Raw genomic sequence first — 14,276 nt, forward strand, 5'->3', positions numbered from 1 at the left:
GGTTAGAGCGCACCCCTGATAAGGGTGAGGTCAGAAGTTCAAATCTTCTCAGGCCCACCACTATCCCGTTTGGTAAGGGGCCTTAGCTCAGCTGGGAGAGCACCTGCTTTGCAAGCAGGGGGTCATCGGTTCGATCCCGATAGGCTCCACCAGCCAACCGGAACTCCAGAGATGAGGAAAACAGATCCTGCTTCGGCAGGTAGGCGACATCTGGTCGCCGTCTTTGACATTGTGAATGGGTTTTATAATCGATGCCGCGGCGCATAGTGCGTCGGCTTTCGGGCCGACAAGCATGTGCTGCAACATTAATCAGATGATTTATCTGGCTGAGATTAAATTCTTTCCGCGCCATCGCGAAGACGAACGGGCTTTTATGCAGGCCTGTCGTTGATGGTGTGGATTCTCAAGCGTGAGGTAAGAGCATTTGGTGGATGCCTTGGCGTATACAGGCGATGAAGGACGTGGCACGCTGCGATAAGCGTGGGGGAGCCGTGAGCAGGCTTTGATCCCGCGATTTCCGAATGGGGAAACCCACCTTCACCATTTCTCTTCGATGGTCCTTCGGGACGATCGGAGCGAGGTGGACAAGGTATCACCGAAGTGAACACATAGCTTTGGTGAAGCGAACCCGGGGAACTGAAACATCTCAGTACCCGGAGGAAAAGACATCAACCGAGATTCCCGTAGTAGTGGCGAGCGAACCGGGACCAGGCCAGTGCCTTGGATTTAACTAGCGGAACAGTTTGGAAAGACTGGCCATAGCGGGTGACAGCCCCGTACGCGAAAGTGATTTTCAAGGACTTGAGTAGGGCGGGACACGTGAAATCCTGTCTGAATATGGGGGGACCACCCTCCAAGCCTAAATACTCGTATACGACCGATAGCGAACACAGTACCGTGAGGGAAAGGTGAAAAGCACCCCGATTAGGGGAGTGAAACAGTACCTGAAACCGGATGCTTACAAGCAGTTGGAGCCCCATAGGGGGTGACAGCGTACCTCTTGCATAATGGGTCAGTGACTTAGTCTATGATGCAAGCTTAAGCCGTTAGGTGTAGGCGCAGCGAAAGCGAGTCTGAATAGGGCGACAGAGTATCATGGATTAGACCCGAACCCCGGCGATCTAGGCATGGCCAGGTTGAAGGTGCGGTAACACGCACTGGAGGACCGAACCGGTGAATGTTGAAAAATTCTCGGATGAGCTGTGTTTAGGGGTGAAAGGCCAATCAAGCCGGGAAATAGCTGGTTCTCCGCGAAATCTATTGAGGTAGAGCGTCGGATGTATGCCGATGGGGGTAGAGCACTGGATGGGCTAGGGCTGCGCGAGCGGTACCAAACCTAACCAAACTCCGAATACCATCGAGTCTTATCCGGCAGACAGACGGCGGGTGCTAAGGTCCGTCGTCAAAAGGGAAACAGCCCTAACCTACAGCTAAGGTCCCCAAGTCATCACTAAGTGGGAAAGCATGTGGGAATCCCAAAACAACCAGGAGGTTGGCTTAGAAGCAGCCATCCTTTAAAGAAAGCGTAACAGCTCACTGGTCTAAATAAGGGTTCCTGCGGCGAAGATGTAACGGGGCTCAAGTGATGCACCGAAGCTTAGGGTGTACAGTTTACTGTACGCGGTAGCGGAGCGTTCCGTAAGCGAGTGAAGGAGAAGGGTAACCGACTCTGGACGTATCGGAAGTGCGAATGCTGACATGAGTAGCGACAAAGAGGGTGAGATGCCCTCTCGCCGAAAGACCAAGGGTTCCTGCTCAACGCTAATCGGAGCAGGGTTAGCCGGCCCCTAAGACGAGCCCGAAGGGGGTAGTCGATGGGAACCACGTAAATATTCGTGGGCCTGAAGATGTGTGACGGATGACGGACGTTGTGTGTCCTTATTGGATTGGGCACGCAGCCAAGTTGTCCCAGGAAATAGCCTCTTCATATAGACCGTACCCGAAACCGACACAGGTGGTCAGGTAGAGTATACCAAGGCGCTTGAGAGAAGTATCCTGAAGGAACTCGGCAAATTGCCTCCGTACCTTCGGAAGAAGGAGGCCCCATTATTGCGCAAGCAGTAGTGGGGGGCACAGGCCAGGGGGTAGCGACTGTTTAGCAAAAACACAGGACTCTGCTAAGTCGGCTTCAAGACGACGTATAGGGTCTGACGCCTGCCCGGTGCTGGAAGGTTAAGAGGAGGAGTGCAAGCTCCGAATTGAAGCCCCAGTAAACGGCGGCCGTAACTATAACGGTCCTAAGGTAGCGAAATTCCTTGTCGGGTAAGTTCCGACCTGCACGAATGGCGTAACGACTTCCCCACTGTCTCCAGGATATGCTCAGCGAAATTGAATTCTCCGTGAAGATGCGGAGTACCCGCGGTTAGACGGAAAGACCCCGTGCACCTTTACTGCAGTTTCAGAGTGGCATTAGGAAAGAGTTGTGTAGCATAGGTGGGAGGCTTTGAAGCGACGGCGCCAGCTGTCGTGGAGCCATAGGTGAAATACCACCCTGCTGTTTTCTGATGTCTAACCTCGCACCGTTAGCCGGTGTAGGGACCCTCTGTGACGGGTAGTTTGACTGGGGCGGTCGCCTCCTAAAGAGTAACGGAGGCGCGCGATGGTAGGCTCAGGACGGTTGGAAACCGTCTGCGAGAGTGCAATGGCATAAGCCTGCCTGACTGCGAGACTGACGAGTCGAGCAGAGACGAAAGTCGGTCATAGTGATCCGGTGGTCCCTCGTGGAAGGGCCATCGCTCAACGGATAAAAGGTACGCCGGGGATAACAGGCTGATGATTCCCAAGAGCTCATATCGACGGAATCGTTTGGCACCTCGATGTCGGCTCATCACATCCTGGGGCTGGAGCAGGTCCCAAGGGTTTGGCTGTTCGCCAATTAAAGTGGTACGTGAGCTGGGTTCAGAACGTCGCGAGACAGTTTGGTCCCTATCTGCCGTGGGCGTCGATACTTGAAAGGAGTTGCCCCTAGTACGAGAGGACCGGGGTGAACGTGCCTCTGGTGTACCTGTCATCCTGCCAAGGGTGCCGCAGGGTAGCTATGCACGGACGGGATAACCGCTGAAAGCATCTAAGCGGGAAGCCTCCCTTGAGATTAGGTATCTTCGAACCGTCGTAGACCACGACGTTGATAGGCCGGGTGTGGAAGCGCAGTAATGTGTGGAGCTAACCGGTCCTAATAGTTCTGATCATGCTTGAGAGTTCGCACCATCAATGACAGTCCTGCCTGCAGGCTTCGTTGACCGGAAAGAATACTCGAAGCCAGATAGACGCCTCGAATACCAACACATCGATTATAAACCGCCGCACGCAAGCTTCATTGCTTCGTGGTCATAGCGCCTGTGACCCACCCGATCCCATCTCGAACTCGGACGTGAAACCAGGCAGCGCCGATGGTACTAGTGCAAAAGCACTGGAAGAGTAGGTCGCCGCGAGGCATTGCAGCTTGCGGGCAGCGGAAGTAACCCATTCACTTGTCGAAGGGCTGACCCATCAAGGGCGGCCCTTTTGGCGTCTCTGACGCCTACGCCAAACCCGACCCCCTCGAGGGAAAGGCAAGGCACAGGCTGCCACAGCAGCCGCCGGCGGTCCTCGCCGGCTCATAGGTGACGCGGGATGGAGCAGTCCGGTAGCTCGTCAGGCTCATAACCTGAAGGTCGTTGGTTCAAATCCAACTCCCGCAACCACCTAAGCAACTCCGTCATATCCCTACCACCACCCATCCCGCAGAGACCCTGCGATCAATCGGCCGTGACCCCGCGGTCGCCCAGACGCCCGCGCAGCAGACCAAAACTGTCCTCAAAACGCTATTGCGAATTAAACGCATGAGCGCTACGCGCCCGTGAACCTTCACGGAGTCTCTCATGTACCGCTACTTCGTCGGCGCGCTCGCGCTGGCACCGCTTTCGACCATCGCGTTGGCGCAGGACATCGCGCCTCCCGATGGCGCCTCTTCCGACGCGGACGAGCAGAGCACGATTATCGTCACCGCAGCTCGCACCCAGCTTCCGGCGAGTGCGCTGCCGCTGACCGTCGACATTATCGACAGCGAGGCGCTGGAGCGGCAGGTGCAGATCTCCGGCTCCACCGTCGACGCGGTATCGGCATTGCTGCCGTCCTTCTCGCCCACTCGCGAGAAGCTGACCGGGGCGGGGGAGAGCCTTCGCGGTCGCGCTCCGCTCTACGCGATCAACGGCATTCCCCAGTCGACCCCGGTGCGGGACGGCTCGCGCGACGGCTACACGATCGATCCGTTCTTCATCGACCGGGTCGAGGTGATCTACGGCTCGAACGCGCTGCAAGGGATCGGTGCGACCGGCGGTGTGGTCAATCAGGTGACGGTTGGCGCACCGCGAGAGGACGGGGTTTCGTTCCGCACGCTGTCGCAGGTGACGCTGCCGACCAACTTCGAAGGCGAAGGTATCGGTGCGAAGACCGGGGCGCTGGTAGGCTATCGGGCCGGGCCGTTCGATGCCAGTGTCGGGGCCACCTACGAAAAGCGTGGCGCCTTCTTCGACGGGAACGACAACCGGATCGGTGTCGACGGGACGCAGGGCGACATTCAGGATAGCGATAGCTGGTCGGTCTTTGCGCGCCTGGGCTACGAGCTGGCCACTGGCGCAAAACTGGAAGTGGTCGCCAACCGGTTCGAGCTGCAGGGCAACGCGAACTATGTGTCCGTGCCGGGTGACCGCTCTGCCGGGATCCCTGCGAGCAGCATTCGCGGCGTGACGCCCGGCGACCCGCCTTCCAACAAGGCGGAACTCCTCTCCGCATCGCTGGTCGATCCCGATCTCGGCGGCGGCACCTTCGTGCTGCAGGGCTTCTACAGCCGCACCAATGATGTGTACGGCGGCGGCGTGTTCGGCACTTTTCAGGACCCGGCGATCGATCCCACGGGCAACCTGTTCGACCAGTCGGCCAACCGTTCGCGCAAGCTTGGGGGCAAGGTCAGTTACGAGCGTGCGGTTCCCGGCTTCGACGACCTGGTCCTGACGGCAGGCTTCGACGCGCTGTTCGACCGCACCGAACAGGTACTGGTGCAAACCGACCGGGTCTGGGTGCCGCAGACCGATTTCCGCAGCCTCGCTCCGTTCCTTCAGGGCAATCTCGCGCTGGCCGACGGGCTGGTGCGTCTCGCTGGCGGGCTGCGGTTCGAGAATGTCCAGCTCAAGGTCGACGATTTCACGACTCTGGCGAGCTACGGCCCGGTCAGCGTGACCGGGGGCTCTCCGTCCTTCGAGGATGTGCTGTGGAACGGCGGCATAATCGTCGAGCCGATCGACGGCCTTCGCGCCTACGGCAGCTATGCCGAGGGTTTCACGATCGCCGATGTCGGGCGGATCCTGCGAGGGATCAGCCAGCCAAATATCGACGTCGATGACTACCTCTCGCTCGAACCGGTGGTGTCGAACAATCGCGAACTCGGGCTCGAATGGGATCGCGGCGCCCTGAAAGCTTCGGCGAGCTATTTCTGGTCGTCGAGCGAGTTCGGATCGATCCTCGTCCTGCGCAACGACGTGTTCGAAGTGGAGCGCCAGCCGATCGAGATCGAGGGCTTCGAAGCCAGCCTTTCGTGGCAGACGCCGGTGCCGGGCCTCGCGCTCAGCGGGGGCTACGCCAACCTCACGGGACAGACCGATGGCGACGGAGACGGCCTGATCGATGAGGATCTCGACGGTGCGAACATCTCGCCCGACCGGATCAACCTCGCGGCGGACTACAGCGCGGGCCGTTTCAGCGCGCGAGCTCAGGCCCGCATGTATCTCGAACGCGAGTTCAACGACGCGTCCACCGCGACCGATTTCGATGGTTACACGCTGGTCGACGCGTTCATCTCCTACCGCACCGATTTCGGAGAGATTTCGCTGGCGGCGCAGAACCTCACCAACGAGTTCTTCATCACCTATGACAGCGACACCGTGCGGGTGACCGACAGCCGTCGGTTCTTCTCCGGCCGCGGGCGCACCTTCACGCTGAGCCTCCGCAGCGAGTTCTGATGAAGCTGCTCTCGCTCCTGCACCGCTGGACGGGCGGCATCGTCGGCATTTTGCTGGCGGTCATCGGCCTGTCCGGCACGGTGTTGCTGTGGGAAGGCAGCTGGATCATGCTCGACGGGGCGCATGATCCGGCAGTTACCGATCCCGTGGCGATGGGGCGTGCGATCGAGGTTGCGAGAGAGGCCGCGCCGGGCCTTTCGCGCGTGACCTTTGCCGGGGATGAGATCGGTCTGCACCAGGCGGTCTATTCCGACGGCAGCGGGGCCTATATCACGCAGGACGGGACCGTCGTCGATCGCTGGTCCGGCATGTGGGAGCGGCCCGAGCTCTGGCTGTTCGATCTGCACCACTACCTGTTCCTGGGCGAAACCGGGAAGACGATTACCGGGGTGCTGGGCATCCTCTTGCTCGCGTTCACCATCAGCGGAACGATCCTGTGGTGGCGCACACGCAAGACGTTCCGGTTTCGCCTCTGGCCGCCCCGCTACACCGCCAGCGCCATCGTGCGACACCATCGCGATCTGGGCGTGGTCGCCTCGCCGCTGCTGATCGTGGCGGCGGCGACGGGTACGCTGATGATCTTCCCGGCGGTGAGCGCTTTTCTGCTGTCCCCCTTCGGCGAGGCACACCAAAAACCCGCGGTTCCGACCGAGCTTGCCCCGGTCGGTCCGGCGACCGACTGGCAAAGCGTGATGCGCAACGCGCAAGAAGCCTTCCCGTCGGCAGCGCCGCGACGCCTGATGTTGCCATCGAAGCCCGGCGAGCCGATCGCAATCCGCTTCCGCCAGGATTTCGAATGGACGCCGAACGGGCGCAGCTACGTCTGGATTGCTCCGGACAGCGCAGCGGTGGTCGGCACGGACGACCCTGCGAAGGCCGGTGCGGTGTCGGCGATCAGCGAGACGTTCTACCCCATTCACGCGGCCAAGGTTGGCGGGATCGTGTGGCGGCTCGCGATGACCTTTGCCGGGCTGGCGCTTGTCGTCCTCGGCCTCCTAGCCAGCTATAGCTTCTGGAGAGGGCAGATCGGCAAGCCAGCCGGTCGTCGGCGAGTGGCACCGCGTCCCGGACGAGCGATCGGGCAGCCCTGACGCATCGCGGACATCACACGTCGGGCAGGCGCTGGTCGGCGAAGCCCCATCCGGCGAGGGTCTTTGACTGCGCGCGATCGTGCAGCCGCTTGGCATCGCCGATGGTAAAGCCGCGGGCGTTGTTTAGCTTCTTCAGCTCGTTCCACGCCACGGGTGCTGCGACCGGTGCGCCTTCTCGCGCGCGGGCGGAGTAGGGCATCACCGCCGTGCTGCCGCGCTGGTTGCGCAGCCAGTCGATGAAGATGCGGCCCTTGCGTTTGGCCTTGCTCATGGTCGCGGTGAACCGGTCGGGCTCGGCCTGCGCCAGCGCCTTGGCGAAACGTTCGGAGAAGCTCTTGTGCGTATCCCATGAATGACCGGGCGTCAGTGGCACGACGACATGCACACCCTTGCCGCCAGTCACCATCGCGAAACTGGTAAGGCCGATGTCGGCGAGGTGTTTGCGCAGGTCCATCGCCGCTTCGCGCACGTCGGCAAAGTCCAGCCCTTCATCTGGATCGAGATCGAAGACCATCCGGTCCGGCTTCTCGACCGCGCCGGTGCGCGCGCCCCAGCCGTGGAACTCGATGGTGCCCATCTGCACGCACTGAAGCAGGCCGCGTGCGTCCGAGACGAAGAGGTAATCTTCGGTGCCGCCGTCCTTCTCCTTGATCGGAACTGCCTTCACGCCATCGCCGAAGCCGCCGTTATCGTGCTTCTGGAAAAAGCACTTCTTCGCGCGCCCTTGCGGGCAGCGCACAAGGCTCAGCGGGCGTTCGGTCGCGAAAGGGAGCATCAGCGGAGCGATGGCTTCGTAGTAATCCGCCAGATCGCCCTTGGTCTCTCCGCTGTCGGGGAAGATCACCCGGTCGCGGCTGGATATCTCCACGCTGGCGGAGGGGGATGGCGCGGTATTCTTGCGTTCGTCGCCGACATCCTTCGCCTCCTTGTCCTGCCGCAGCCCGAGGAAGCTGGCGTGGCGGACCCGACCCTCCGCGGTCAGCTCGGCATAGGCGATTTCGGCGACCAGATTTGGGGTGACCCAATGCGCCTTGCGTGCGTCGGCCTTGGGCACGTCGAGCGGCGGTGTCTTCCGCTCGATCCGGTCGAGCTTGCTGCCGAGGCGGTCGAGATCTTCGCTGTCGAACCCGGTGCCGACCTTCCCGCGATAGATCAGGTCTTCACCATCTTTCGTGGCGAGCAGGAGGGATGCGAAGGGCCGCGCCTTGGCCGAGCTTTCGGACCAGCCGACGATAATGAACTCTTGCCGCTGGACGCACTTCACCTTGACCCAGCTTTTCGTTCGGCTGTGGCGGTAAGGTGCGTCGATCCGTTTGGCGATGATCCCTTCCTGACCCGCACCGCACATCTGGGCATAGAGCTTCTCGCCAGCGCCGATGATGTGGTCTGCGACATGTATTGGCGGCTCGGCATCGCTTAGCAGTGCCTCGAGGCGTTCCTTGCGCTCGATATTGGAATGGCCGGTCAGGTCTTCGCCATCCACTTCGAGCAGGTCGAAGGCGAAGAAGGCGAGCTTGTCCTTCGGCCCCTGTGCCCCGTGCCCGCGCTTGAGCACCGATTGCAGCGTCGAGAAATCAGGATTGCCGTTCTTGTCCAGCGCGATGATCTCTCCGTCGATCAGCGCAGGGGGCAGGTCGAGAGCGGCGATCGCTTCCACCAGCGGGCCGAACTTCTCGGTCCAGTCGTTCTGGTTGCGGGTCCACACCGTGACCTTGTCGCCTGCGACCGCGATCAGCGCGCGATAGCCGTCGAACTTGATCTCGTGCATCCAGCCATTGCCCGTGGGCACTTCGTCGACCAGCGTGGCGAGCTGCGGCTTGGCGAATTTGGGCGGCTTGCCTGCCTTCTTGCCGCGACGAGCGTGCTTCATCTCGGCGAGAGGCTCGACTGCCTCGTCTTCGCCGGTTGCTTTGTCAGGCTCGCGCCCTGCGGCGATTTCCGCCATCGAGCGTCCGGTATCGACGCTGGTCAGCGCCTTTTCGACCAGCGCATCCCCTTCCTGCGCGTGCTCGTCGTCCAGCTTGCGCAGCAGCCAGTTCTCGCGCTTCTCGCCCTTTTTCGGCTTCATGCGGATCAGCAGCCATTCGCCCTTCATCCGCTCTCCGTCGAGAACGAAGTGGAGGTGGCCTTCCTCGATATCGTCGGCGCTCTTGCCCTCGATCGGGTGCCAGGTGCCGCGGTCCCAGAGCATCACCGTGCCGCCACCATATTCGTTCGCCGGGATGGTGCCCTCGAAGGTCGCGTAATCCATCGGATGATCTTCGGTCCGCACCGCGAGCCGTTTAATGTCCGGGTCGGGGGAGGGGCCCTTGGTCACCGCCCAGCTTTTAAGCACGCCGTCGGCTTCCAGCCGTAGATCCCAATGCAGGCGCGTGGCGTCGTGCTTCTGGACCATGAAGATGCGGTCCTTGCCGCTCTTGCCTGCCTTGCCCGCAGGCTCCTTGGTGCGCGAGAAATCGCGCTTCGCGTTGTATTCGGCGAGCGGGTCGTCCTTCTTCGCCATCGCCTAGGCGCTCTTTTTCTTCTTTGTGGAGGATTTGGTGGGCTTTTCACCGTCGACCGATTTCTTGAGCGCGGCCATCAGGTCGATCACGTTGCCGCCGCCATCGCCGGACGGCTTCTCGACATCCTCGATGACCTTCTTGCTGCCCTTCGCCTTGGCCTTCTTGTCGATCAGCTTGTGCAGCGCTTCGGCATAGCGATCTTCGAACTCGCTTGCGTCGAAGGGGGCGGATTTCTTCTCGATCAGCGTGCTGGCGAGGTCGAGCAATTCCTCTTCGGGCTTGTCGTCGCCGATCGAGCCGAAGAATTTCTGCCCCTCGCGAACCTCGTCGGCATAGCGCAGCGTTTCGAGTAGCATGCCCTTTCCGCAAGGCTTGATCGCGACCAGTTTCTCCTGCCCGCGCACCGACAGTTGGCCGAGCGCGGTCTTCTTCGCCTTGCGCAGCGCCTCGCGCAGCACAATGAAAGCCTCCTCCGCCAGGTCGTCCTTGGGGACGACGTAATAGGGCTTCTCGAAATAGAGCGGATCGATCTCGGTCTGGTCGACGAACTGGACCAGTTCCAGCGTCTTCTTGCTCTCGACCTTGACCGCCTCGATCTCCTCGTCCTCCAGCAGGACGTAGTTGTTCTTCGATAGCTCGTAGCCTCGGATGATGTCGTCGCGGTCGACCGGGCCGACACCCTCGACCACCTTTTCGTAGGAGATGCGCTTGCCCGAAGGCTCGTGGATCTGCCGAAAGCTGATCTTGGCTCCGCTTTGCGAGGCGGAGTAGATTTCGACCGGGATCGACACCAGCGCCAGCCTGATTTGTCCCTGCCAATATGCGCGCGCGGCCATGCAACCTCCTTGTTTGCATGCCGAACGAGCGAGAACCGCGATTGGTTGCGAGCATGCCATCCGAGTGCCGAGGCTATCCTAGGTTGATATCGGAACGGCTGGTTCTCCCACCCGTAAGACCACCGGGTGTCAGCCAGCAGGGAGTGCGTCCATGAGTTCCGAAAATACGGTAAGCATCAATGGACAGCCCCATGCGCTGCCGGACGACCCGCGGGTCAGCCTGCTCGATATGCTGCGCCATCATCTGGGCCTGACCGGCACCAAGAAAGGCTGCGATCATGGCCAGTGCGGAGCCTGCACCGTGCTGGTCAACGGCGTGCGGATCAATTCCTGCCTGACGCTGGCGGTGATGCACGATGGCGACGAGGTGACCACGATCGAAGGGTTGGGCACTGCCGAGAACCCCTCGCCATTGCAGCGCGCCTTCGTGGAGCGCGATGCCTACCAATGCGGCTATTGCACCCCCGGCCAGATCTGCTCCGCGACCGCGATGCTGGAAGAAATCGCTGTGGGTCTGCCGAGCGATGCGAGTGCTTCCTTGGAAGGCCCGATGGAGGTCTCCGCTGACGAAATTCGTGAAAGGATGAGCGGCAATATCTGTCGCTGCGGGGCCTATGCTAACATCGTCGATGCCATCCGCGATGTCGCAGCCGGAGAGGTCGCATGAGGCCGTTCGATTATCGGCGCGCCGAGGGCATGGACCATGCGGGCCAACTGGTCGCCGCAAAGAACGCGCAGCCGATCGCCGGCGGCACCAACCTGCTCGACCTGATGAAGCTGCAAGTCGAAACCCCGCAGGCGCTGGTCGATATCAACCGCGTCGGCCATGCGGAGATCGAGGATACCGACGACGGCGGGCTGTGGATCGGCACTTTGGCGACCAACACCGCCACCGCTGCGCATCCGCGCGTGCGGGCTGACTACCCGGTGCTGGCGCGCGCGATCCTTGCCGGCGCGACGCAGCAACTGCGCAACCGCGCGACCACCGGCGGCAACCTGTGCCAGCGGACCCGCTGTTATTACTTCACCAATATCGATCAGCCCTGCAACAAGCGCGAGCCGGGATCGGGCTGCGGCGCGATTGAGGGGATTTCCAAGCTGCACGCGGTGCTCGGCACCAGTGACCAGTGCATCGCGACCTATCCGGGTGATATGGCAGTGGCGCTCAGCGCGCTGGACGCAACAATCCATATCGCCACCGCCGACGGCAGTACGCGCGCCGTGCCGGTCCGCGAATTTCACCGTCTGCCGGGCGATACGCCGTGGAAAGACAACGTGCTGGAACCCGGCGAGCTGATCACCGGCGTCACCGTACCACCGCCGGGCGAGGGCGCGCAGATCTACCGGAAGGTGCGAGAGCGTTCGTCTTACGCTTTTGCGTTATGCTCGGTCGCGGCGATTGTCGAAATGGATGGCGACCAGATCGCGCGTGCCGATCTCGCCTTCGGCGGACTTGCGCACAAGCCGTGGTTCGATCCCAAGGTCGGCGAAGTGCTGGTCGGCCAGCGCCCCGGCGCTAGGCTGTTCGACGAGGCAGCCGATATGCTGCTGCGCGATGCGCGCGGCTATGGCGAGAATGATTTCAAGATCCCGCTGGCCCGCCGCACATTGGCCGCGGTGCTGGCCGAAGCCACGGGAGTTGAACTGTGAGCACATATCTCAAGCAGGATGAACCGGACAACGCCAACCGCCTCGACCAGATGCGTCAGGGCGTGCTGGGCACCGATACGGCGCGGATCGAGGGGCTCCTGAAGGTCACCGGGGCCGCGCCCTATTCGGCGGAGTACCAGCTCGAAGCCTGCCTTGAAGGGGTGCTCGTCACCGCGACGATCGCCAAGGGAGAGGTTACCGGTATCGACACGGATTCCGTACTCTCGATGCCGGGCGTGGTGACGGTCATCGACGATCCCGCGCTGATTGCGCGACCTGCGCAGGGGACTGCCGGAGAGGCGCCGGAACAGCCCGCGCGCAAGATCGGCTATTTCGGCCAGCCAATCGCACTGGTGGTCGCCGAAACCTTCGAGCAGGCGCGCGATGCAGCCAAGCACCTTTCCGTAAGCTACCGCGAGGACGACGACGCTGCGTTCGATCCCGAAGCGGTCGAGGCGGAGACCAAAGATGGCGCAACCTCGCAGGGCGACCTTGCTCATGCAATGAAGGTAGCGGCAGCCTCGGTCGACCAGACCTACCGGACGGAGGGCCATTCCTCCGCCGCGATGGAACCGCATGCGGCGATCGCACAGTGGGATGGCGACACGCTGACGGTTTATGCATCGCTGCAGATGCTCAACTACAACATCTCCGAACTGGCGGATTCGCTGGGACTGGACGAGGACAAGGTACGGCTGGTCTCGCGCTATGTCGGCGGTGGCTTCGGATCCAAGCTGGGTATCAGCGAGGAAACCGTCGCGGCCAGCGTGGCGGCGATGAAGCTGGAACGCCCGGTCCGCGTGGCGATGCTGCGCCAGCAGGTCCTGCAGTGCATCATGCGCCGCTCCGAAACCCGCCAGCGGTTCCGGCTCGCGGCGGGCGAAGACGGGAAGCTGACCGGTTTCGGCCATGAGGCGCGCGTCTCCAACCTGCCAGGCGAGAGCTTTGCCGAGCCGGTGCTGCAATCGAGCCATTTCCTCTACGCAGGCGAAAACCGCGAACTGAGCATGGAGGTCGCGCGCATCCACCGGATGACCGCAGGCTCCGTCCGCGCCCCGGGGGAAGCAGTGGGGATGCCTGCGCTCGAATGCGCGATGGACGTGCTGGCGGAGAAGTGCGGGGTTGATCCGGTCGAGCTGCGGTTGCGAAACATTCCGGACAAGCATCCGGCCAACGGCACACCGTTCTCCTCGCACAAGCTCGCCGAATGCCTCAAGCAGGGGGCCGAGGCGTTCGGCTGGGACAGCGGTCCGCGAAGCCCGCGTCACACGCGCGAAGGCGAGTGGTGGATCGGCACGGGCATGGCGAGTGCGGCGCGCGTTCACAATGTCGGCGAGGCCAAGGCACGCGTCACGCTGAAAGCCGACGGTATCGCTTTGGTGGAAACCGACATGACCGATATCGGCACCGGCACCTACACCATCCTGGCGCAGACCGTGGGCGAGATGCTGGGCCTGCCGGTCGAGAAGGTGCTGGTTGAGCTGGGCGATACCCGCCATCCACGCGGACCGGGCTCGGGCGGAAGCTGGGGCGCGGCCTCGATCTGCTCTGCGGCCTACCTTGCCTGCCTCGCGCTGCGCGAGACGCTCGCGGAGCGGGCGGATGTTTCCGAGGAAAACTTGCAATTGAAGGACGGCGCCGTGGTCGGCGGCGCATCGCTGGTTCACCTGCTCGACGGCCGGGATTTGGCCGAGGAAGGCCATTACGAGCCGGGCGATGTCGCAGACGACTTCACCGCCGCCGGGTTCGGCGCGTTCTTCGCCAAGGTGCGGGTCAACCGCTTCACCGGAGAGACGCGCGTGCAGCACATGACCGGCGCGTTCGGCTTCGGCCGGGTGCTCAACGCCAAGACCGCGCGGTCGCAGTGCCTCGGCGGGATGACCTGGAGCATCGGCGCGGCGCTGACCGAGGCGATGCTGTTCGATCCCGTGGACGGCCACCTCGCAAATTGCGACCTCGCGGAATACCACGTGCCTGTGAACCGCGATGTCCCCGATCTCGACGTGCTGTTCGTGGAGGAACGCGACGGCGCGGCGAGCCCGATCCAGGCGAAGGGCATCGGCGAACTCGGCATGTGCGGCGGCGCGGGCGCGATCGCCAACGCGATCTACAACGCATGCGGTGCGCGCGTGTTCGAGTTTCCGATGACGCCGGACAAGGTGCTCGCCGCGATGCCGGACTGATCGGGCCGGACTGATT

7 protein-coding genes, 3 tRNA genes and 2 rRNA genes (1 of these 12 only partly in view) are annotated in these 14,276 nt (G+C 62.1%); 10 read left to right on the top strand and 2 right to left on the bottom strand.

Annotated features, from left to right (window positions below):
• From VO57_006670 to VO57_006700, 7 genes are all read left to right on the top strand, one after another.
• Positions 1-60, top strand: a tRNA-Ile gene (locus VO57_006670); it begins 17 nt to the left of the window's first position.
• 16 nt (positions 61-76) lie between these two features.
• A tRNA-Ala gene (locus VO57_006675) sits at positions 77-152 on the top strand.
• Positions 153-404: 252 nt separating this feature from the next.
• Positions 405-3,196 (top strand): 23S ribosomal RNA (locus VO57_006680).
• Between the two features lie 123 nt (positions 3,197-3,319).
• Positions 3,320-3,434, top strand: a 5S ribosomal RNA gene (gene rrf / locus VO57_006685).
• A 172-nt stretch (positions 3,435-3,606) separates the two neighbouring features.
• A tRNA-Met gene (locus VO57_006690) sits at positions 3,607-3,683 on the top strand.
• A 177-nt stretch (positions 3,684-3,860) separates the two neighbouring features.
• Complete coding sequence (locus tag VO57_006695) at positions 3,861-5,996, top strand: TonB-dependent receptor (protein XBL71017.1); 2,136 nt, start codon at positions 3,861-3,863, stop codon at positions 5,994-5,996.
• A complete protein-coding gene (locus tag VO57_006700) occupies positions 5,996-7,087 on the top strand; it encodes a PepSY-associated TM helix domain-containing protein (protein XBL71018.1) in 1,092 nt (363 codons plus the stop codon). Before VO57_006695 ends, VO57_006700 begins: the two co-directional genes overlap by 1 nt.
• Positions 7,088-7,100: 13 nt before the next feature.
• Here VO57_006700 and ligD read toward each other — a convergent pair whose 3' ends face one another.
• Positions 7,101-9,590, bottom strand: coding sequence for a DNA ligase D (gene ligD / locus VO57_006705; protein ID XBL71019.1), 2,490 nt, complete (start codon positions 9,588-9,590; stop codon positions 7,101-7,103).
• Positions 9,591-9,593: 3 nt separating this feature from the next.
• Positions 9,594-10,427, bottom strand: coding sequence for a Ku protein (locus VO57_006710; protein XBL71020.1), 834 nt, complete (start codon positions 10,425-10,427; stop codon positions 9,594-9,596).
• Between the two features lie 151 nt (positions 10,428-10,578).
• Between VO57_006710 and VO57_006715 the strand changes: the two genes are divergently transcribed.
• The 3 genes from VO57_006715 to VO57_006725 are packed head-to-tail and all read left to right on the top strand — an operon-like array spanning position 10,579 to position 14,260.
• Positions 10,579-11,094, top strand: a complete 516-nt coding sequence (locus VO57_006715) for a 2Fe-2S iron-sulfur cluster-binding protein (protein XBL71021.1) — start codon at positions 10,579-10,581, stop codon at positions 11,092-11,094.
• Positions 11,091-12,077, top strand: coding sequence for a xanthine dehydrogenase family protein subunit M (locus VO57_006720; protein XBL71022.1), 987 nt, complete (start codon positions 11,091-11,093; stop codon positions 12,075-12,077). The genes VO57_006715 and VO57_006720 overlap by 4 nt, the downstream gene beginning before the upstream one ends.
• The gene (locus VO57_006725) at positions 12,074-14,260 is read left to right on the top strand and encodes a xanthine dehydrogenase family protein molybdopterin-binding subunit (GenBank protein XBL71023.1); all 2,187 of its coding nucleotides are present in this window, start codon (positions 12,074-12,076) and stop codon (positions 14,258-14,260) included. The genes VO57_006720 and VO57_006725 overlap by 4 nt, the downstream gene beginning before the upstream one ends.
• Positions 14,261-14,276: the final 16 nt, after the last annotated feature.

Origin of the sequence: Citromicrobium bathyomarinum, assembly GCA_001306305.2 — a bacterium.
Lineage (GTDB): Bacteria > Pseudomonadota > Alphaproteobacteria > Sphingomonadales > Sphingomonadaceae > Alteriqipengyuania > Alteriqipengyuania bathyomarina.

Coding starts and splice junctions, on each gene's coding strand:
- VO57_006715 (XBL71021.1), top strand. CDS start 10,579: ATGAGTTCCGAAAATACGGTAAGCATCAATGGACAGCCCCATGCGCTG.
- ligD (XBL71019.1), bottom strand. CDS start 9,590: ATGGCGAAGAAGGACGACCCGCTCGCCGAATACAACGCGAAGCGCGAT.
- VO57_006720 (XBL71022.1), top strand. CDS start 11,091: ATGAGGCCGTTCGATTATCGGCGCGCCGAGGGCATGGACCATGCGGGC.
- VO57_006695 (XBL71017.1), top strand. CDS start 3,861: ATGTACCGCTACTTCGTCGGCGCGCTCGCGCTGGCACCGCTTTCGACC.
- VO57_006700 (XBL71018.1), top strand. CDS start 5,996: ATGAAGCTGCTCTCGCTCCTGCACCGCTGGACGGGCGGCATCGTCGGC.
- VO57_006710 (XBL71020.1), bottom strand. CDS start 10,427: ATGGCCGCGCGCGCATATTGGCAGGGACAAATCAGGCTGGCGCTGGTG.